The sequence below is a fragment of the Actinocatenispora comari genome (assembly GCF_017312725.1).
GTDB lineage: Bacteria > Actinomycetota > Actinomycetes > Mycobacteriales > Micromonosporaceae > Actinocatenispora > Actinocatenispora comari.
On sequence record NZ_BOPO01000002.1, the window covers coordinates 190,721 to 209,580 of the forward strand.

Annotated in this window: 18 protein-coding genes; 7 read left to right on the plus strand and 11 right to left on the minus strand. The window is 74.7% G+C overall.

From position 1 onward, the window contains the following. Positions 1-32: 32 nt before the first annotated feature. From NUM_RS01355 to NUM_RS01390, 8 genes are all read right to left on the minus strand, one after another. A complete protein-coding gene (locus NUM_RS01355; RefSeq protein ID WP_207122615.1) occupies positions 33-341 on the minus strand; it encodes an MGMT family protein in 309 nt (102 codons plus the stop codon). Positions 342-375: 34 nt separating this feature from the next. Then, positions 376-963, minus strand: a complete 588-nt coding sequence (locus NUM_RS01360; RefSeq protein ID WP_207122616.1) for a hypothetical protein — start codon at positions 961-963, stop codon at positions 376-378. Positions 964-1,086: 123 nt separating this feature from the next. Continuing rightward, on the minus strand, positions 1,087-1,860 hold the full coding sequence (locus NUM_RS01365; RefSeq protein WP_207122617.1) for a methyltransferase domain-containing protein: 774 nt from the start codon (positions 1,858-1,860) through the stop codon (positions 1,087-1,089). 286 nt (positions 1,861-2,146) lie between these two features. Beyond that, positions 2,147-3,373, minus strand: coding sequence for an adenylyltransferase/sulfurtransferase MoeZ (moeZ, locus tag NUM_RS01370; protein ID WP_207122618.1), 1,227 nt, complete (start codon positions 3,371-3,373; stop codon positions 2,147-2,149). A gap of 81 nt (positions 3,374-3,454) precedes the next feature. Continuing rightward, complete coding sequence (locus tag NUM_RS01375; protein ID WP_225918252.1) at positions 3,455-4,357, minus strand: DUF3152 domain-containing protein; 903 nt, start codon at positions 4,355-4,357, stop codon at positions 3,455-3,457. A 93-nt stretch (positions 4,358-4,450) separates the two neighbouring features. Then, positions 4,451-5,374, minus strand: a complete 924-nt coding sequence (locus NUM_RS01380; RefSeq protein ID WP_207122619.1) for an alpha/beta fold hydrolase — start codon at positions 5,372-5,374, stop codon at positions 4,451-4,453. Positions 5,375-5,410: 36 nt separating this feature from the next. Further along, positions 5,411-6,058, minus strand: coding sequence for a response regulator (locus NUM_RS01385; RefSeq protein ID WP_207122620.1), 648 nt, complete (start codon positions 6,056-6,058; stop codon positions 5,411-5,413). Beyond that, on the minus strand, positions 6,055-7,248 hold the full coding sequence (locus NUM_RS01390; protein ID WP_207122621.1) for a sensor histidine kinase: 1,194 nt from the start codon (positions 7,246-7,248) through the stop codon (positions 6,055-6,057). The genes NUM_RS01385 and NUM_RS01390 overlap by 4 nt, the downstream gene beginning before the upstream one ends. A 294-nt stretch (positions 7,249-7,542) precedes the next feature. On the opposite strand from NUM_RS01390, the gene NUM_RS01395 reads away from it, so the two are divergent. From NUM_RS01395 to NUM_RS01405, 3 genes are all read left to right on the plus strand, one after another. Beyond that, a complete protein-coding gene (locus tag NUM_RS01395; protein WP_207122622.1) occupies positions 7,543-8,748 on the plus strand; it encodes an alpha/beta hydrolase family protein in 1,206 nt (401 codons plus the stop codon). Positions 8,749-8,927: 179 nt separating this feature from the next. Further along, a complete protein-coding gene (locus NUM_RS01400; protein WP_207122623.1) occupies positions 8,928-9,986 on the plus strand; it encodes a P1 family peptidase in 1,059 nt (352 codons plus the stop codon). A 174-nt stretch (positions 9,987-10,160) separates the two neighbouring features. Beyond that, positions 10,161-10,790 (plus strand): mycothiol-dependent nitroreductase Rv2466c family protein, encoded by a 630-nt coding sequence (locus tag NUM_RS01405; protein WP_207122624.1) that lies wholly within the window; start codon positions 10,161-10,163, stop codon positions 10,788-10,790. Between the two features lie 27 nt (positions 10,791-10,817). Here NUM_RS01405 and NUM_RS01410 read toward each other — a convergent pair whose 3' ends face one another. After that, positions 10,818-12,023 carry a cation:proton antiporter gene (locus tag NUM_RS01410; protein ID WP_207122625.1) on the minus strand — a complete coding sequence of 402 codons (1,206 nt, stop codon included), beginning with the start codon at positions 12,021-12,023 and terminating at the stop codon, positions 10,818-10,820. 135 nt (positions 12,024-12,158) lie between these two features. After that, the gene (locus NUM_RS01415; protein WP_207122626.1) at positions 12,159-12,668 is read right to left on the minus strand and encodes a hypothetical protein; all 510 of its coding nucleotides are present in this window, start codon (positions 12,666-12,668) and stop codon (positions 12,159-12,161) included. Between the two features lie 102 nt (positions 12,669-12,770). On the opposite strand from NUM_RS01415, the gene NUM_RS01420 reads away from it, so the two are divergent. Next, on the plus strand, positions 12,771-13,454 hold the full coding sequence (locus tag NUM_RS01420; RefSeq protein ID WP_207122627.1) for a response regulator transcription factor: 684 nt from the start codon (positions 12,771-12,773) through the stop codon (positions 13,452-13,454). Positions 13,455-13,457: 3 nt separating this feature from the next. Next, the gene (locus NUM_RS01425; protein ID WP_207122628.1) at positions 13,458-14,732 is read left to right on the plus strand and encodes a sensor histidine kinase; all 1,275 of its coding nucleotides are present in this window, start codon (positions 13,458-13,460) and stop codon (positions 14,730-14,732) included. A gap of 70 nt (positions 14,733-14,802) precedes the next feature. Here the strand turns inward: NUM_RS01425 and NUM_RS01430 are convergent, their stop codons facing one another. Beyond that, a complete protein-coding gene (locus NUM_RS01430) occupies positions 14,803-16,500 on the minus strand; it encodes an ABC-F family ATP-binding cassette domain-containing protein (protein WP_207122629.1) in 1,698 nt (565 codons plus the stop codon). 408 nt (positions 16,501-16,908) lie between these two features. On the opposite strand from NUM_RS01430, the gene NUM_RS01435 reads away from it, so the two are divergent. Further along, on the plus strand, positions 16,909-17,487 hold the full coding sequence (locus NUM_RS01435) for a PepSY domain-containing protein (RefSeq protein WP_207122630.1): 579 nt from the start codon (positions 16,909-16,911) through the stop codon (positions 17,485-17,487). A 491-nt stretch (positions 17,488-17,978) separates the two neighbouring features. Further along, positions 17,979-18,770, plus strand: coding sequence for an NAD(P)-dependent oxidoreductase (locus tag NUM_RS01440; protein ID WP_225918253.1), 792 nt, complete (start codon positions 17,979-17,981; stop codon positions 18,768-18,770). Positions 18,771-18,860 lie beyond the last annotated feature (90 nt).

Genomic DNA, 18,860 nt, shown 5'->3' on the forward strand with positions numbered 1-18,860 from the left:
CCGCGGCGAGTACCGCTGTCCATAGTGGACGGTCAGTCCTCCGGGTACCAGGCGGCGGCGCGCATGTCGACCCGGTCGCCGCGAAACGGCACCCCCTCGGCGACCAGCAGCGCCCGCGCCCGCAGCTCGTGCCCCGGCGGGGTGCGCCCCACCGAGTTGACCACCCGGTACCAGCACACCATGCCGCCGTAGCGGGCCATCACCGTACCGACCGAGCGCGCCGACGCCACGCCGCCGTGCGCGCGCACCACGTCGGCGATCGCCCCGTACGACATGACCCGGCCGGGCGGGATCGCCTCGACGACGCTCAACACCGCGTCCGCGTGGTCCGGCAGCTCCATACCCAGAAGGTACTGCCCGCGCCGCGCCAGGCGGTCAGATGGGGATGGTGGCGGGCTCGGTAAGCAGCCGACGGACCCGGGCCAGATCCGCACAGTACGGCTCGGCGCCGGTCACCGCGCGCACCAGCTGCGCGGTGTCCGGGCCGTCCGGCGGTACCACCACGCGCAGCACCGCGAGCGCGGCGGCGGCCCAGCGGGGCAGGCTCGCCCAGGCCTCCAGCACCACCTCCGTCGCGTCGCCGAGGCCGCGCTCCAGCAGCCGCCGCACGCGCCGGTCGGGCACGCCGGCCGGATCGGGCAGCGGCTCGTCGGTCACCTCGTACCAGGCGTCGGCGAAGTAGCCGGCACCCTCGGCGACCGTCTTCAGGCAGCCCAGCACCGGCGGCACCGCGGGCGCGGGGTCGGCACCGTACTCGGTGAGCAGGGCGACGACGGTGGCCGCCCAGCTCGCCGGGGCGGGGTCGAGCAGCTCCAGCCGGCCGCCGAGGTGGGCCATCGCGGCCTCCCGGTCGGCGGGCGTGGCGACGGCGACCTGTCCGTACACAGTGGACAGTGCGGCGGCGAATCCGGGCTGGTCGGCGGCGGTCAACGCCCGGCAGGCGGTCGGCAGGTTCGGCGGCACGACATGATCATGCCGGCGGGTGTCAAGCGGGTGTGAGTTCGGCCGTCGAGAACCTACGACGCGGTACGGACAGGCGACCGGGGTGCCGGTGCGCCGAGCACCGTGGCCGGCGCGCCCGTACGGTCAGGATCGGCCGGCGGTCGCGGCCTCGTCCGTGGACTGGTCCTTCTCCTTCCGCGCCCGGGCCTGCTTCAACACCTCGTCCCAGGGCCCGGCCGCACGGTCCCGGACCACCGAACAGCGCGTCGCCGGATCGGGCGTGTCACCCAGCGGCCCCTGCCGCGACGCGCGGTTTGCCCACCAGCGCACCACCGGACGAATGAAACGCATGGTCGGGGCGTACCTGACCGGCTTCTGCAGGACCGCGACGGTGTCGCCCCAGTAGTCCTCGGCGGCGTCGATCCGCGCGTAGTCGAGCCGGCCCTCGCTCTTCGGCGGATAGTGCGTGTGCACGTGCCGCAGCGTCAGCCGGGCCGCCGCCGCCAGGGCCCGAACCGCGTCCGGGTAGTACCGCCAGCAGTCCACGCCGGTGTGCTTGTGCCCGCGCGACGGTGCGGTGAAGAAGAACAGCCCGCCGGGCCGGAGGATCCGGGCGACCTCCAGCATCGACGCCCACGGCATCGGGATGTGCTCGAACACCGAGCCGGACACGACGACGTCGGCGCTGCCGCTCTTGACCGGAATCGTGTACGGCTTGGGCATCACCGCGTCGACGTTGTTGCCGTCCCGCACATCGACCCCGAAGTACGAGTGGTCGACGCCCTCGAACAGGGTGCGATGGGTGATCACCTGGTTCGGAGACGTGGCCGAACCGAGCTCGACGACGTCCAGGTGCCGCCCTTTCGGCAGGTACTTCGCCATCGATTCGGCCATGTGGTTGTACTGCGACGCGTGCAACGCAACGCTCCCTAGCGGTTCCCGGCGCCGGACGACGCCATCTTTCGAAAACTAGTGTGCGGCGCGGGCGACGCCAGGGTCCGGGGATCAGTGTTAATCGCCAGTTGGTCGGAGTTTTAACTGCGCCTCACCCAGCATCAACCGGACATACAGCGAGCACAGAGCAGACGAACAGGGCTTAACGCACGGTCACACCACGCAGCGTGGCCCACTGCGGATGATGGGGCCGAAACGGCGCGGGGCCCGGATCCGATCGGATCCGGGCCCCGCGCGATGCTCCGCCAGGTCAGTACGTCGGCAGGCTCGGGTCGACCTGCGCCTGCCAGGCCAGCACCCCGCCCTGCACGTGGACCGCATCCCGGAAGCCGGCCGCCTTCAGCGCCGCGAGCGCCTCGGCCGAACGCGCCCCCGACTTGCAGTGCAGCACGATCTGCCTGTCCTGCGGCAGGGTCGCGAGCGCCTCGCCGGACAGGATGTCGCCCTTCGGGATCAGCACCGAACCCGGGATCCGGATGATCTCGAACTCGGCCGGCTCCCGCACGTCGACCAGCAGGAAGTCCTTGCCGGCGTCCTGCCACTCCTTCAGCTCGGTGGCGGTGATCGTCGAACCCTGCACCGCCTCGGACGCCTCGTCCGACACCGCGCCGCAGAAGTCCTCGTAGTCCTCCAGCAGCGCCGTCTGGGTCGGGTGCTCGCCGCACAGCGGGCAGTTCGGGTCCTTGCGCACCTTGATGTCGCGGTAGCTCATCTCCAGCGCGTCATACACCATCAGCCGGCCGACCAGCGGGTCACCGATGCCGGTGATCAGCTTGATCGCCTCGTTGACCTGGACCGAACCGATCGAGGCGCACAGCACGCCCAGCACGCCGCCCTCGGCGCAGGACGGCACCATCCCGGGCGGCGGCGGCACCGGGTAGAGGCAGCGGTAGCAGGGGCCGTGCTCGGCCCAGAACACGCTGGCCTGCCCGTCGAACCGGTAGATCGAGCCCCACACGTACGGCTTGCCGAGCAGCACCGCCGCGTCGTTCACCATGTACCGGGTGGCGAAGTTGTCGGTGCCGTCCACGATCAGGTCGTAACCGGCGAAGATGTCCATGACGTTGTCGATGGTCAGCTGCTCGTCGTGCAGCACGACCTCGACCAGCGGGTTGATCTCGGCGATCGACTCCTTCGCCGACTGCGCCTTCGACTTGCCGATGTCGGACACGCCGTGGATGATCTGCCGCTGCAGGTTCGACTCGTCGACGGTGTCGAAGTCGATCACGCCGAGGGTGCCGACGCCGGCCGCGGCCAGGTAGAGCAGCGCCGGAGAGCCGAGCCCGCCCGCGCCGACACACAGCACCTTCGCGTTCTTCAGCCGCTTCTGGCCGTCCATGGCGACGTCCGGAATGATCAGATGCCGGGAGTAGCGCCGGACCTCGTCCACGGACAACTCCGCGGCGGGCTCGACGAGCGGTGGGAGCGACACGGGTCTCCTCCGTGGCTCGGGTACGGGTTGACGTTCATCGAACATTGTTGCTCGCCGGCACGGTGGTCGCCCATGACCTCCGCCACCCGTCCCAGTGGCCGGTCGAGCCGGACCGGTCGGTGCGGATCAGTCGGTGTAGTAGCTGGCCGGGTCCTTCGGGATGTCCGCCTGCGAGTAGTCACCGTCGGGCCCCTGGTAGAGCTTGCCGTCCGGGTACGGCCAGGGGTTCGGCACGCAGCCGTGCAGGCCCAGCGTCTGCTGCTGCATCGTCGGCGCCTTCTTGCCCTTGCCCGGGCACAGCTGGTGGCCGTGGCCGAGCCGGTGCCCGACCTCGTGGCTGATCGCGTAGTCCCGGTAGTCGTTCAGGTTGGCGTAGTAGGGCACCCCGTGCACCCAGCGGGACACGTTGATCATCACGTCGTCCTGGTACCGGCAGGACGTGTAGCCGTCCGGGTCGTCGTGGCACATCGAGTCCCGGGTACCGGGCGTGACCAGGTGCAACACGAAGTCGGTCGAGGTGCCCGGCCCGACCCGCTGGAACCGCCAGTCGCCGCCGGCCGTCCAGCCCTGCTTCGCGCCGAGGATCGACACCACCCGGTCGGCGAACGCCGACACGTCGATGCCCTTGATGTCGGTCTCCACCTGGACCTGGAAGCGCAGCAACGTGCCGGCGTGCCCGTACACCTTGCTGCTGCCGGGGGCGGTGACGAACTTCCCCGACCCGTCCTTCGGGTACCGCACCGTCTCGGTGCCCGCCGACGCGCTCGGCGTCGGTGCCGCGCTGTGCCGGCTCACCGGCGCCTCGCTCGGCACCGTACTCGGCGACTTCGCCACCGCGGCGGCGCTGTGCTGCGGATCCTTCGTCCCGCCCTGCACCAGGTCGACGGCCACCAGGACCACCGCGACCAGCAGCACCACCAGCAGGAACGTCCGGCGACGCCGGCGCAGCATCCGCTGCCGGGCGAGCAGCCGGGCGTCGACCCGGGCTGCCGTCCCGCTGCGTGGGCGTGGACGCGTCGGTGCTGACATTGCAGCTCAGAGTGCCACGAACGACCTGCGTCAACGCGCCGTGACACGAAGCAGCGACGTTTCTCACCGAATCGACGGGATTGGGCGGCTCGATCAGCCCAGCGGGGTCGAGACGAGGGCGAGCAGGGCACGGGCCACCGTCCGCGGGTTCTCCAGCTGCGCGACGTGACCGACCCCGTCGAGGGCGAGCAGGCGGGCGCCGGGGATGGTGGCGACCAGCCGCTCGGCCAGCCGTACCGGCACCAACCGGTCGTCGCGGCCCCACACCACCAGCGTCGGCGCGGTGATGCGGGCGGCCGCCGACCAGAGCGTGTCCGTACCGCCGCGCAGGAACTCGGTGAGCAACGCCCGGAACGTCCGCAGGTACGCGTCGGCGTGCCACGGCGTCGTCAGCCACTCGCCGGCCTCGGCGACGAACGCGTCCAGCAGGTCGGCGGTGACCGTACCGGGCTGGGCCATGCAGTTGTCCAGCGACTGCCGGGTCAGGCCGACCGGACCGAGCCGGCGCATCGACGCCGACAGCGCCTGCGCCGCGCCGGGCAGCCACGCCGCGGGCACGAGCGGGCCGAGCTGCGACTGCCACGGCCGGTGGAACGGCATCGCCGGCGAGATCAGGGTCAGGCTGCGGACCAGCTCCGGGTGGGCCGCGGCCACCCGCACCGTGACCGCGCCGCCGAGCGAGTTGCCGACCAGGTGCACCGGGCCGTCGAGCCCGGCCAGCCAGCCCGCCACGTGCTCGGCCAGCGCCGGCAGCGTGCACCGGCGCAGCGGCGCGCTGCCGCCGAACCCGGGCAGGTCCAGCGCGTACCCCCGGCGCGGGGCGAGCAGGCCGCCCAGCATGGTCCAGTCGAGCGCCGAGCCGCCGAGCCCGTGCACGTACGCGATCGGGGTGTCGCCGGGCTCGCCGATCACCCGCATCCGGGTCGCCCGGCCGCGCACCCACAGCTTGCGCACCGGCCACGCGGTCACCGGCCGGTCCGGCACCAGCTCCGCCGCCACCATCGCCGCCTCCCGCACCGCCCCAACCTATCCCCGCCCCATCCGGCGGCGGGGTCAGCGATGGGTGGCGTCGCGGACCAGGATCGCGGCCTGCACCCGGTTGTCCAGGCCCAGCTTGGCCAGGATCCGGCTGACGTGCGTCTTCACCGTCGCCTCGGTGGTACCGAGACGGCGCGCGATCTCGGCGTTCGAGCGGCCCTCCGCCACCTCGTCGGCCACCTCGCGTTCCCGGTCGGTGAGCACGTCGAGGCGGGCGCTCGCCGCCGCGGCCTGCCCCGCGTACCGGTCGTCGAAGGCGTCCAGCAGCCGCCGGGTGACCGTCGGCGCGAGCATCGCGTTGCCCGCCGCGACGGTGCGGACCGCGCCGGCCAGCTCGGTCGGCGGGGTGTCCTTGAGCAGGAAGCCGACCGCGCCGGCGCGCAGCGCCCGGTGCACGTACTCGTCCTCGTCGAAGGTGGTCAGCATGATCACGTACGGCGGCTGCGGCAGCGCACGCAGCTGCTCGGCCGCGGCGAGCCCGTCGGTGCCGGGCATCCGGACGTCCATCAGCACCACGTCCGGCCGGTGCCGGCGCACCGCCGCCACCGCCGCCGCGCCGTCCGCCGCCTCCGCCACCACCAGCAGGTCCTCGGCCGCGGACAGGATCAGTCGCAGCCCGGACCGCACCAGCGCCTCGTCGTCGACGATCAGCACCCGGATCATGCCGCCGCCGTCCCGGCCGGTACCGGCAGGACCGCGCGGACGGTGAACCCGCCGTCCGGGTCGACGCCGGCGTGACACTCGCCGCCCAGCAGCGCCACCCGCTCGCGCAGCCCGGCCAGGCCGAGCCGGCCGGACACCGCCGGTTCCACCGGCTCGACCGGCGGCTCGTTGCGGACCTCGACGGTCAGCGCGCCGGCCTCGCAGCCGACCCGTACCGCGGTCGCGACCCGGCCGGCGTGCTTGTGCACGTTGGTCAGCGCCTCCTGCACCACCCGGTACGCGGCGCGCTGCACGGTGTCCGCCGCCCCGGTCGAGGCCGCGTCGACCCGCAGCGTCACCGGCACCCCGGCGGAGCGGGACTGCTCGACCAGTGCCGGCAGCTCGGCCAGCCCGGGCTGCGGCGCGGTACCGGACTCCCCCGTGCGGGTGCGCAGCACGCCGAGCACCGCGCGCAGGTCGGTCAGCGCCGCCCGCCCGGTGGTACGGATCAGTGCCGCCTCGGCCGCCACCGCGCCGTCGGCGGCGGTCACCTCGATCGCGCCGGCGTGCAGCACCATCAGCGACACCCGGTGCGCCACCACGTCGTGCATCTCCCGGGCGATCCGGGCCCGCTCGGTGGACCGGGCCGCCTGCTCGCGCGCCGCCTGCTCGCGTTCGGCCCGGTCGGCGCGGTCGCGCAGCTCGTCGAGCAGGCCACGGCGGGCCGCCAGCCACAACCCGAGCACCATCGGCAGCGCCACGAACACGATCACCTCCAGCAGCGTGTTCGAGACGCTCCCCCACACCGCCCGGTAGCCGCCGACCAGCTGGTTGACCAGCGCCGACACCGCCTCGACCGCCACCGCAGCGGCACCGAACGCGACCAGCCGCCGGCCCCGCAGCCGGTACCCGGCGTAGAAGGCGGCGATCACCGCCGGCGGCCACAGCAGCGCGCCGACCAGCGCGATCGGCGCCAGCACGAACAGCGGCCACAGCCGCCACCGGGCCAGGCCGGCCACCGCACCGCACACCGCGCAACCGGCCAGCAGCCAACCGTGCTTGACGTCCGCCGGGATCGGCCCGAGGTCGAGGCCCGCGGTGGAGAACGCGAACACGCCGAGCCCGACCAGTACCGGCGACCACCGGACCAGCGCCCGGGTCACCGCCTCGAAGATCGCCCCGCCCGTCGCCCGCCCCGCCACGTACTGCATCGCCCCAGCGTACGGACGAGAACGCGGCTCGGCGTAGGCCGATCGGCAACCGGCGGCTACGACGAAAGTGGCACCGCCGCCGGCTTCCGGCCGACGACACCGGGCGGCCCGCCGATCGACGATCCCGGCATGAACACACCACGGCATCGACCGCGACCCGACCGGCCCGGCCCGTTCCGCCGCGCCACGACCACCCGACCGCTCGACCCCGAGCCCGCCGCCCCGAGGCCGGCGGACGACCCCCGGCCCGCCCGCACGCCCGGCGCCGCGAGGCCATCGGAAGCCGGACACCCCATGCCCGCCGGCTCCGCCGAGACCGGACACCCCCGGGCCGACCGACCCTGCGGTGCCGGGCGGGCCCGCGGCGCCCGGCGGACGATCGGCGCGCTGGCGGTCGCCGCGCTGCTCGCCGCGCCGGCCGCGGCGCTGGCACCGACCGCCAGCGCGGCGGCACCGGCGCACCGGGACACCGGCGGCAGCCAGCTCGCGCTGCCGGCACCGAGCGGCCGGTACCCGGTCGGGGTCGACCGGCTCGACCTGACGGACCCCGACCGCACCGACCCATGGGTACCGTCGGCCGGGCCGCGGCGGCTGGTCGTGACGATGCGGTACCCGACCGCGCACCGGCACGGCAGCGCGGCGCGCTACCTGTCGCCGGCGGAGTCGGCGGCGCTGCTCACCGAGGACCACCTCGACGATGTGGCACCGGATGCGCTGAGGACGGTACGCACGCACTCGATCGTGGACGCCCCGCCGCTGCCCGGCCGGCGGCCGCTCGTCGTGCTGTCCCCCGGGTACACCCAGCCGGTGGCGACGCTGACCGCGGTGGCCGAGGACCTCGCCAGCCACGGCTACGTGGTGGCCGCCGTCGACCACCGGTACGAGTCGGTCGCCACCACCTACCCGGGCGGTGAGCTGGACACCTGCCGCTCCTGCGGCGCCCCCGGCGCCGACGTGGTCGCGAGCCGGGTCGCCGACGTGCGGTTCGTCCTGGACGAGCTGACCGGTCGGCACCCGGCGTGGCGCTGGTCGCAGCGGATCGACCCGTCCCGGATCGCGATGGTCGGGCACTCGGTCGGCGGCGCGACCGCGTCGGCCGCGATGGCCGCCGACCGCCGCATCGACGCCGGGATCAACCTGGACGGCACCCCGCACGTACCGGCGCCCGAGGGCGGCCTGGACCGGCCGTTCCTGCTGTTCGGGTCGTCGGCGCACCACCTGCCCGGCGACGACGCGAAGTGGGACGCGCTGGCCGGCAAGCTGACCGGCTGGCACCGGTGGCTGACGATCAGCGGCTCGGAGCACTTCACGTTCACCGACCTGGCGCTGCTCAACGACCAGCTCGGCGAGCCGCCGCTCGGTGCGGTCACCGGGGCCCGCTCGGTGCAGCTGACCCGCCGGTACGTCACCGCGTTCGCCGACCGCCACCTGCGTGGCCACGACGAACCGATGCTGGACCGGCCGAGCCCGGCCGACCCGGAGATCGTCTTCCACCGCTGACCACCGCCGTCGATCGGGGCACCGGCGCGTCGATCAGGGGATCGCGGCACCTGGGCCGCCTGCCGCGAATCCGTTGATCGACGCCGGAAGCCTCGACCGGCGCGCCGGCGGCGTGGCTCTACACTTCCGCTCGGTCGCGGCGCCGAGCCGCGGCGGTCGCGATCGAGCGGGGGTACGGCATGGGGCGGGCGCGGGAGGCCGGGGTGGCGCTGGGCGGGCTGCCGACCGGCACCCACAACGCGATCACCGACGTGCCCGGGGTACTGGTGGGCCACGAGACGCTGCACGCCGGCGACGCGGTACGCACCGGCGTGACCGCGGTGGTGCCGGGACCCGGTTCGGCGTTCCGGGACAAGTTCCCGGCCGCGGTCGCGGTGTTCAACGGGTTCGGCAAGGCGGCCGGGCTGAGCCAGATCGCCGAGCTGGGCGTGCTGGAGACGCCGATCGTGCTGACCAACACGCTCGCGGTCGGCGCCGCGCACGAGGGGCTGGTCCGGCACGCGCTGGCCGGCGACGCCGAGATCGGGGTGTCCACCGGCACGGTCAACCCGCTGGTACTGGAGTGCAACGACGGCTGGCTCAACGACATCCGCGCCCTGCCGGTACGGCCGGAGCACGTGGCCCGCGCGCTCGCCGCGGCGGCGCCCGGCCCGGTCACCGCGGGGCCGGTCGGCGCCGGTACCGGGATGGTCTGTTTCGGTTGGAAGGGCGGCATCGGCACGGCGTCGCGGCAGGCCGCCGGGTACACCGTCGGCGCGCTGGTGCTGACCAACCACGGCCGGCCGGCGGAGCTGACCATCGCCGGGGTACCGGTCGGGGACACGGTGCGGCCGGAGCCCGCCCGGCAGGCGCCGGAGTGGACCCGTGGCGCCGGCTCCTGCGTGGTGGTGTTGGCCACCGACGCGCCGGCCGACGCCCGGCAGCTGGGCCGGCTGGCCCGCCGCGCCGCGGTCGGGCTGGCCCGCGGCGGCAGCGTGATGCAGCACGGCAGCGGCGAGTACGCGGTGGCGTTCGGTACCGCGAACCGGGTGCCGCACGCGCCGGCCGGGCCGACCCGCGCGACGACGGTACTGGCCGAGGACGGGCCGGTGTTCGACGCGCTGTTCACCGCGGTCGCCGAGGCCACCGCCGAGGCGGTGGTCGACTCGCTGTTCGCCGGGGCGCGTACCGCCGGCGCGCACGGCCACGTGATCGAGGCGCTGCCGGTCGACCGGGTCCTGCCACTGCTCCGCCGCTGAGCACCGGCCGACCCGGCCGGGAGCCGGCCGCGGACCGACCGGCGGCGGCACTGCGCACCGACCCGCCACGCCGGATTGGTCTGCTCGACAAGGCGCCGATCGGCCCTGTCACCGAACCAATCAGCGGTCGTACCGTCGAGGGCGACGACCGTTGGCAGGCAAGGAGATCAGGCCATGAGTACCACCGTCGAGATGTGGTTCGACCCGAAATGTCCATGGGCATGGAACGGCTCGCGCTGGCTGCTGGAGGTCGAGCAGGTCCGGGACATCCGGGTGCTGTTCCACACCCTCAGCCTGTCCGCGCTCAACGCCGACCGCGAGGTCGAGCCGTGGTACCGGGAGTGGCTGGACGCCGGCTGGGGCCCGGCCCGGATCTGCCTCGCCGCCGAGCGCGCGCACGGCGCCGAGTCGCTGCGCGAGCTCTACACCGCGCTCGGTACGCACCTGCACCGCAAGCGCGAACCGCTCGGCCGCGAGCTGTACGTCGCCGCGCTGGCCGAGGCCGGGCTGCCGGTCGAGCTGGCCGACGCCGCCGACGACCCCGGTCTGGACGCCGGCCTGGTCGAGGCGAACCGCGCCGGGCTGGGCCCGGTCGGTGAGGACCTCGGCACCCCCGCCATCCACGTACCGGGGCCGGACGGGCTCGTCGCGTTCTTCGGCCCGGTCGTCACGCCGGTACCGCGGGGCGAGGCCGCCGGCCGGCTGTGGGACGGCGTGCTGCTGTGCGCCGGTACCGACGGGTTCTTCGAGCTGAAGCGGTCCCGCACCCGCCGCCCGCGCGAGGACGAGATCCTCCCGGCCTGACCGGCCGCCGGCGGTCCCGCCGTCCGGTCAGCCGCGGCCGCGCAGCAACCGCACCGCGAGCGGCGGCGCGGCCACCCCGTACAGCACGATGCTCAGCATCACCACCACGGTCATCGCGTACAGCGGGGGCAGGTCCGGGCCCGCCGGCAGCTCGTTGAACGCGAGGAAACCGAACACGATCGACGCGGTACCGCGCGGGCCGAGCAGCCCCACCGCGCACCGCTCGCGCCAGCCCAGCGAGCTGCGCGACAGGCACAGCAGCACCGGCGCCAGGCGTAGCACGACGACCGCGATCGCCCCGTACAGGACGAGTTCGGGTTCGAACCCGTTGCTGAACACCAGGACCGCGACCGCGCCGAACCCGAACCACATCGCCATCGACACCAGCTGCCCCACGTCGTCGGCGAACGCGGTCTCGGCCGGGTCCAGATCGGCGTGCCGGGAACCGCCCCGGACCACCCGGTAGACGATGCCGGCAACGAACGCCGCGACGAACCCGTTCGCCTGCAGGCCGTTGGCGACGACGTAGGTCAGGATCGGGATCAGCACCAGCACGAACCGGCCGGAGCGCGCCGAGGTGAACCCGATGCGCCGGGTGCCGCGCAGCACGATCCCGGCGGCGCCGCCGACGACCAGCCCGGACGCGGCGGCGAACAGGAACGCCCACAGCCCGTCCAGCAGCGCCTCGAACGCGTCCATGTCCGCCCGCTTCCCGGCCAGCGACAGCGCGAACACGAAGATCGGCGACACGATCCCGTCGTTGTACCCGCTCTCCACGTTGACGATGTGCCGGATCCGGGCCGGAATCCCGGTGTTGCGCAGGATCGGCGACGCCGGCGCGAAGTCGGTCGGGATCACGATGCAGGCCAGGACGACCAGCACCGGACCGGAGACGGACGGCAGCAGCAGCGCACCGGTCACCACCGCGGCCAGCAACGACAGCGGCATCGCCAGGAACAGCAGCCGGGAGACGATCCGGCCCTCACCGCCGAACGGCCCGCCGCGCACCTCGGTGGCGTCCACGAACAGCAGCAGCGCCAGGATCAGCTCGACCAGCTTCTCCGCCTGCGCGGTGTTCAGGTGGTCGTTGAAGTCCTTCGCGACGAACAGCCCGACCACGACACCGGACGCCACCATCACGATCGGGCCGGTGAGCCGGGCGCGCTCCACGCCGCGCTCGGACAGCGCCCACAGCACCAGCACCGCGAGGCCGACCACGATCAGCAGCGCCACGCCCTCGCCCTCCTCGACCACGACCGGGCAGGCGTGCGTCGCCGTCGGTACGGGAACCCGCCGGCCAGTCTAGGAGTCGGAAAAGCGTGGCTTGCCGGATTGCGCGAAAGAGATCGCGACCCGGGGCCGAACCGCTCAGTCGTCGGTCGAGGTGGTGGTGTGCGCGGTGGCGACGCCGCGGGTGCAGGTCAGCTTCACCCTGATCTCGCGCCGATCGGACTCGAACTTCAGCCCGGCGTCGTCGTCGCTGGGGCCCCGCTCCACGTCGTCCGCCCGGTACCCCTGCGCCGGGGTCCAGGACAGCAGCGTGGCCTGGTCGCCGGTGCACCGTACGGTCAGGTCGCCGCCGGCGGTGGACAGCGCCGTCACCGGGCCCCCGCCGGTACCGGCCGCGGACGAGGTCGGCGCCGGCGTCGCGGTCGCCAGCGCCCGCCGCACCTGCTGGTCACTCAGCGGCCGGGTGGTGTCGCCGGCGATGCCCGAGCCGATCGCCCGTACCGCGACGACGCCGACCGCGATCGCCACCGCGGCGGCGACCAGCCACCCCGCCACCCCCAGGACGTAGCCGGCCGGCCCTGGTCGAGCCGCAGCCGGCCGGAAGATCCGCCAGACCCGCCCTGGCACCGAACGCAGTCCCGACGACATGCCACCCAGTGTGCCGGCCGGCACCCTAAGACGCCGCTAAGGCGCCGATAACCTTCCCGGCGCGGCCCGGCCGCGGCTCGTCGGTCGGTTAGCTTGGCCGGTGTGGCGCAGATACTGCTGATCGAGGACGACGCGACGATCCGGTCCGCGTTGATGCGCGGGCTCGGCGAGCGCGGGCACGCGGTCGCGTCCGCGTCGACCGCGATGGCCGGGCTGCGCCAGGCCGTCGCCGACCGGCCCGACCTGGTGGTGCTCGACCTCGGCCTGCCCGACCTGGACGGCGCCGAACTGCTGCGGATGCTGCGCGCGGTCAGCCGGGTACCGGTGATCGTGGCCACCGCCCGGGACGACGAGGCCGACGTGGTGGCCGCGCTGCGCCAGGGCGCCGACGACTACGTGGTCAAGCCGTTCGGTACCGCCCAGCTCGACGCCCGGATCGACGCGGTGCTGCGCCGCACCGGTACCGGCCCCGCGGATGCCACCGTGACCGTCGGCGGGCTGACCGCCGACCCGCGGGCCCGGCGGGCCAGCCTGGACGGCGCCCCGCTCGAGCTCGCGCCCCGCGAGTTCGACCTGCTGCACTACCTCGCCGAGCGCGCCGGCGCGGTGGTCAGCAAGCGGGAACTGCTCACCGAGGTGTGGCACGTCCCGTACGGCGGGGCCGACAAGACGGTCGACGTGCACCTGGCTTGGCTGCGCCGCAAGCTCGGCGAGACCGCCGCGGCACCCCGCTACCTGTACACGGTGCGCGGCGTCGGGGTGCGCCTCGCCGCGCCGGAGGGCTGAGCGGTGCGGCGGCGGCTCGCGCTGCTGGTGGCCGCGACCACCTCGCTGGTACTGGTGGCGTTCCTCGCGCCGCTCGCGCTGCTGGTGCGCACCGTCGCGGCCGACCGCGCGGTCAACGCCGGTACGGTGCGGGCCCAGTCGATCGGCGCCGTGGTCGCGAGCGGCGACCTGGACGCGGTCCGGGCCACCGTCGCGCAGGCCAACGCCGACCGCCGGCACCCGGTCACCGTGTTCCTGCCGGAAGGCACCGTGCTCGGCGCCGCCGCCGACCGCACCCCCGCGGTACGGCTGGCGTTGCGCGGTCGCAGCCTGTCCGTCGACACCGGCGCCGGGCGGCAGATCCTGGTGTCGGTGCAGGGCCTGGCGGGCGGACCGGTCGCCGTCGTCACGCTGGTACCGGCCGACGAGATGCACCGCGGCGTCACCCGCGCCTGGCTGATCCTGCTCGCGCTGGGCATCGCGCTGGTCGGCATCGGGGTGCTCACCGCCGATCTGCTGGCCCGCCGGCTGGTCGCCCCGATCGGCGCGCTGTCCACCGTCTCGCACCGGCTCGCCGCCGGTGAGCTGTCGGCCCGGGCCCGGCCGACCGGCCCGCCGGAGGTGCGCGAGGTGGCCGGCGCGCTCAACCACCTGGCCGGCCGGATCCGGGTACTGCTGCAGGCCGAGCGCGAATCCGCGGCCGACCTGTCGCACCGGCTGCGTACCCCGCTGACCGCGTTGCGGCTGGACGCCGAGGCGCTGTCCGACCCGGCCGAGGCGGCCCGGCTGACCGCCCACGTGGACGCGCTGGAACGCGCCGTCACCGCCTCGATCGCCGACGCCCGCAGCCCCGCCGAGGGGCACTGCGACGCCGCCGCGGTGGTCCGCGAGCGGGTCGCGTTCTGGACCGTGCTCGCCGAGGAGACCGGCCGGCCCAGCGAACTGTCCGCACCCGACTCCCCGGTACCGGTGGCGCTGCCCGCCGCCGACCTCGCCGCCGCGCTGGATGCCCTGCTGGGCAACGTGTTCGCGCACACCCCGGGCGGGGTCGGGTTCACCGTCACGGTCACCGCGACCGGTACCGGCGCCCGGCTGGTCGTCGCCGACGCCGGGCCCGGTTTCCCGGACCCGGCGGCATCGGCCCGGCACGTGCTGGAACGCGGCGCCAGCACCGCCGACTCCTCCGGGCTCGGCCTCGACATCGCCCGTCGCGCCGCGCACCGCGCCGGCGGACGCCTCACCCTCGACACCGCCCCCGGCGGCGGCGCCCGCGTCACCCTCGACCTCGCGACCCCGTGACCCTGGCCCGGCCCGGGCCGACCCCGTGACCCCGGCTCGGCCCGGGCCCTCGACCGGCGCGATCCGCCCGTCAGGTCCGGTCGGACTCGGTGAGGCGGCCGGCGGCGAGGTGCAGGTGGCGGGTCACGCCGATCTCGGCCAGGAACCGCTCGTCGTGGCTGACCACGACGAACGCACCCCGGTAGGCGTTCAACGCGCCGACCAGCTGGGCCACGCTGACCAGGTCCAGGTTGTTGGTCGGCTCGTCGAGCAGCAGCAGGTGCGGCGCCGGCTCCGCGTACAGCACGCAGGCCAGCGTCGCGCGCAGCCGTTCACCGCCGGACAGCGCCCCGACCGGCAGCTGTGCCCGAGCGCCCCGGAACAGGAAGCGCGCCAACAGGTTCATCCGCTTCGCCGGCGCCAGCTCGGGCGCGAACCGGGCCAGGTTGTCCAGTACCGTCGCGTCCTCGTCGAGCAGGTCGAGCCGCTGCGACAGGTACGCCACCCGCCCGTCCGCCCGCCGCACCACCGGCGGTGCGCAGGGTTCGCCGCCCAGCTCCCCGCTCGCGCCGGCGTCCGACGGATCCGGGCTCGCGCCGGCGTACGACGGTGCCAGGTCGCCACCGATCAGCCGCAGCAGCGTGGTCTTGCCGGTACCGTTGGCGCCGGTCAGCGCGATCCGTTCGGGGCCCCGTACGGTCAGGTCCAGGCCGGGCGGGGCGAACAGGTCCCGGTCGCCGCGGCGCACCTGCAGCCGCTCGCCGGCGAACACGGTGCGGCCCGCCGGTACCGTGGTGTCCGGCAGTTCCAGCGCGATCCGGGTGTCGTCGCGCACCGCGCGGCCCGCCTCGTCCAGCTTCGCCTTCGCCTCGCCCAGCCGGGCCGCGTGCGTCTCGTTCGCCTTGCCGGCCGACTCCTGCGCGTGCCGTTGCAGACCGCCGGCGACGATCCGGGCCAGCCCGGCGTCCTTGCGGTGCCGGCTGGCGTTCCCGGCCCGCCGGGCGGCCCGTTCCCGGGCCTGCTGCAGCTCCCGCTTCTCCCGCTTGACCTCCTGCGCGGCGCTGCGCACGGCCCGCTGCGCGGCCTCCTGCTCGGCCTCGACCGCCTGCTCGTAGTCGGTGAAGTTCCCGCCGTACGAACGAAGCTCGGTCGCGGACAGCTCCGCGATCCGGTCCATCCGGTCCAGCAGCGCGCGATCGTGGCTGACGACGAGCAGGCAGCCCTTCCACCCCGCCAGTACGTCGTGCAGCCGGTGCCGCGCGTCGGCGTCCAGGTTGTTGGTCGGCTCGTCGAGCAGCAGCACGTCGGGCCGCTTCAGCAGCTGCGCGACCAGCCCGAGCGACACCACCTGGCCGCCGGACAGGCTGGCCAGCGGCCGGTCCAGCGTCACGTCGCCGAGCCCCAGCCGGTTCAGCTCCACGGCGGTACGTTCCTCGACGTCCCAGTCGTTGCCGATCGTGGTGAAGTGCGCCTCGCTGGCGTCGCCGGACTCCACCGCGGCCAGCGCGGCGAGCACCGGCGCGACGCCCAGTACCTCCGCGACCGTCGCATCGGCCAGGAACGGCAGGTTCTGCGGCAGGTAGCCGAGTACGCCGGAGACGGTCACGGCCCCCGCGGACGGGGTGAGCTCGCCGGCGATGAGCCGCAGCAGGGTGCTCTTGCCGGCGCCGTTCGGCGCGACCAGTCCGGTACGGCCGGCGCCGAGCGAGGCGGACAGCTCGTCGAACACGACGGTGCCGTCCGGCCAGGAGAAGTGCAGCCGAGTGCAGACGATGGAAGCGTCGGACATGCGCAGATCCTTGGGGTGCAAGGCATCCGGTCACCGCGGTGCCGGATGCGGCGGGAAGGTGGACGACTCGCGATCACCGCGGCGGCGCACGCCTGCCGTCGGTCGATCACGCCCGGGGCTCACCCGGAGATGTCGTCGTCACCCGCCATGTCTGCGCTCCTCGTCGGGCCCGGGCTCCGATCGCCCGCGGCACACAGCGGTCAACTGTAACAGCGTCCCGGCCACCCGCCACCGAGATCCGCATCTCCCCGGTGCGCCGGGGCCGGCACTCCCGCACCGCACCGCTGCCGCCCCGCCGGGCCCGGCGGGCGCGGTTCTTAGCCGCGGCTTAGCGGGACGACAGCGCGGCACTAGCCGCGACCGGGCGACCGTGGTCGGGTCATCGACGAACCGAACCCGGGAGGAACCATGCGGACGTTCACCAAGCTCGCGATCGCCGTCGGGGCCGGCGTCCTGGTGGTCGGCGGCGGTACCGCGACGGTGCTGGCGGCGCAGCAGGACGGCGGGCCGACCCGTACCGCCGACAGCCGGACCACCGAGGTCACCGGCACCGGCGGCGGCTCGGGCGCCACCGTGTCGCTCGCCGAGGCGGTACGCACCGCGCAGGGCGAGGTGCCGCACGGCGTCGCGGTGGAGGCCGACCTGGACGACGACAACGGCGCCGCGCACTGGGAGATCGACCTGGTCACCGGCGACACGGCACGCACCGTGTACGTCGGCGCCGACGACGGCAAGGTCCGGCGGACCGGTCGGGACACCCTGGACCGGGACGACCGGGCCGCGGCCGCGGCGCACGTCGACCTGCTCACCGCGGTACGCACGGCGCAGCGCGCGGCGCCCGACGCCGGCGCGGCCACCGAGGCGGACGCCGACTTCGACGGCAGCCGGCTGGTCTGGGAGGTCTCGTTCGGGGCGCACGACGACGAGCAGGAGGTCACCGTCGATGCGCGCACCGGCCACGCCGGCAGCCCCACCACCGACGACTGACCGCTCCGGCCGCGTCTCGTCCCCGGCGGGGCCGCACCGCCGGGCGGCGGTTCCGCACCGAGCAGCCTCCGCCGGGGCGGCACGGAAGATGCGGCGTCCGCCGGGGCACGGGAGATGCGGCGGCGGTGTGGCACCGGCGATCCGGGTGCCGCCGGACGTGGAAACGGCCCCGGCGCAACGCCGGGGCCGTCCGCCTGCCTCGCGCCGCCCGCGCCGCTGCGCGTCAGCCGCGAGGCTCCAGGCGCCACCTCGTACCGCCGGTGCCGGGCACCGGAGTGGCCGCCGGCCGCGGGTGGACCGCCGGCCGGCGCTGTCGCATCCGTCCGCGGCGACGGCGCGTCGTCACCACCCGCGCCGCATGATTGCTCACCGGATCGATGCAGATGCTCACCGTAACCCATCGCCGCGGCTCGCGGGTCGTCCGTTCGGCCGGTCGAGGTGGCCCACACCACCCGATGTCACATCCCGCACCGGCCGTTCGTCGGTGCCTGGTGTCGACGCGAGACGTCGATCCGGCGGCCGGCAGCGGCCCCGGCGCACCGCGGTCCGCGACGGCGGCCCGGCAGACGAAGGGGATGGTCACCATGCGGCTCTGCGTGTTCGGCGCCAACGGACCGACCGGCCGGCTGGTCACCGGTCAGGCGCTCGACGAGGGGCACCGGGTCACCGCGTTCACCCGGCACCCGGCGGACTTCCCGCTGGAGCACCCGCGGCTACGGGTCGCCGGCGGCGACGTGGCCGACCCGGACGCGGTCACCGACGCGGTCGACGGCCAGGACGCGGTCCTGTCGGTACTGGGGGTGCCGTACAGCAAGGACCCGATCACCGTGTACTCGGTCGGGGCGGAGCACGTCACCGCGGCGATGCACCGTACCGGGGTGGACCGGCTGGTGGCCGTCACCTCCAGCGTGGTGGAGCCGAACCCGAACCGGGTCGGCGGCTTCCTGTTCGAACGGGTACTCCAGCCGTACGTGGTGAACAAGCTCGGCCGCACGCTCTACGACGACATGCGCCGGTGCGAGGCGATCATCCGGAACAGCGGCCTGGACTGGACGGTCGTCCGGCCGTCCGGCCTGTTCACCGCGCCGGCGGTCAGCCGGTACACGGTGGCGCCCGGGCACGGCATCGGCCGGTTCACCGCCCGCGTCGACCTGGCCGACTGCCTGCTGCGCGAGCTCGGCGAGGGCGGCCACCACCGGCAGGCGGTCGCCGTACTGACCACCGAGGGCACCCCGAGCCTCGCGTCGATGATGTGGCGCGAGGCGGTCGCCAGCAAGCACTGACCCCACCGGCGCCGCCGGGCCGTGCCCGCCCGTGCAGCCGGGCCGGGCCCGCCGGATGGCGGCCCGCTCCCGCCGGCCGGCCCGCTCCCG

Coding starts and splice junctions, on each gene's coding strand:
- NUM_RS01430 (WP_207122629.1), bottom strand. CDS start 16,500: ATGTCCGACGCTTCCATCGTCTGCACTCGGCTGCACTTCTCCTGGCCG.
- moeZ (WP_207122618.1), bottom strand. CDS start 3,373: ATGTTCGATGAACGTCAACCCGTACCCGAGCCACGGAGGAGACCCGTG.
- NUM_RS01395 (WP_207122622.1), top strand. CDS start 7,543: ATGCCCGCCGGCTCCGCCGAGACCGGACACCCCCGGGCCGACCGACCC.
- NUM_RS01435 (WP_207122630.1), top strand. CDS start 16,909: ATGCGGACGTTCACCAAGCTCGCGATCGCCGTCGGGGCCGGCGTCCTG.
- NUM_RS01390 (WP_207122621.1), bottom strand. CDS start 7,248: ATGCAGTACGTGGCGGGGCGGGCGACGGGCGGGGCGATCTTCGAGGCG.
- NUM_RS01415 (WP_207122626.1), bottom strand. CDS start 12,668: ATGTCGTCGGGACTGCGTTCGGTGCCAGGGCGGGTCTGGCGGATCTTC.
- NUM_RS01375 (WP_225918252.1), bottom strand. CDS start 4,357: ATGTCAGCACCGACGCGTCCACGCCCACGCAGCGGGACGGCAGCCCGG.
- NUM_RS01405 (WP_207122624.1), top strand. CDS start 10,161: ATGAGTACCACCGTCGAGATGTGGTTCGACCCGAAATGTCCATGGGCA.
- NUM_RS01400 (WP_207122623.1), top strand. CDS start 8,928: ATGGGGCGGGCGCGGGAGGCCGGGGTGGCGCTGGGCGGGCTGCCGACC.
- NUM_RS01385 (WP_207122620.1), bottom strand. CDS start 6,058: ATGATCCGGGTGCTGATCGTCGACGACGAGGCGCTGGTGCGGTCCGGG.
- NUM_RS01355 (WP_207122615.1), bottom strand. CDS start 341: ATGGAGCTGCCGGACCACGCGGACGCGGTGTTGAGCGTCGTCGAGGCG.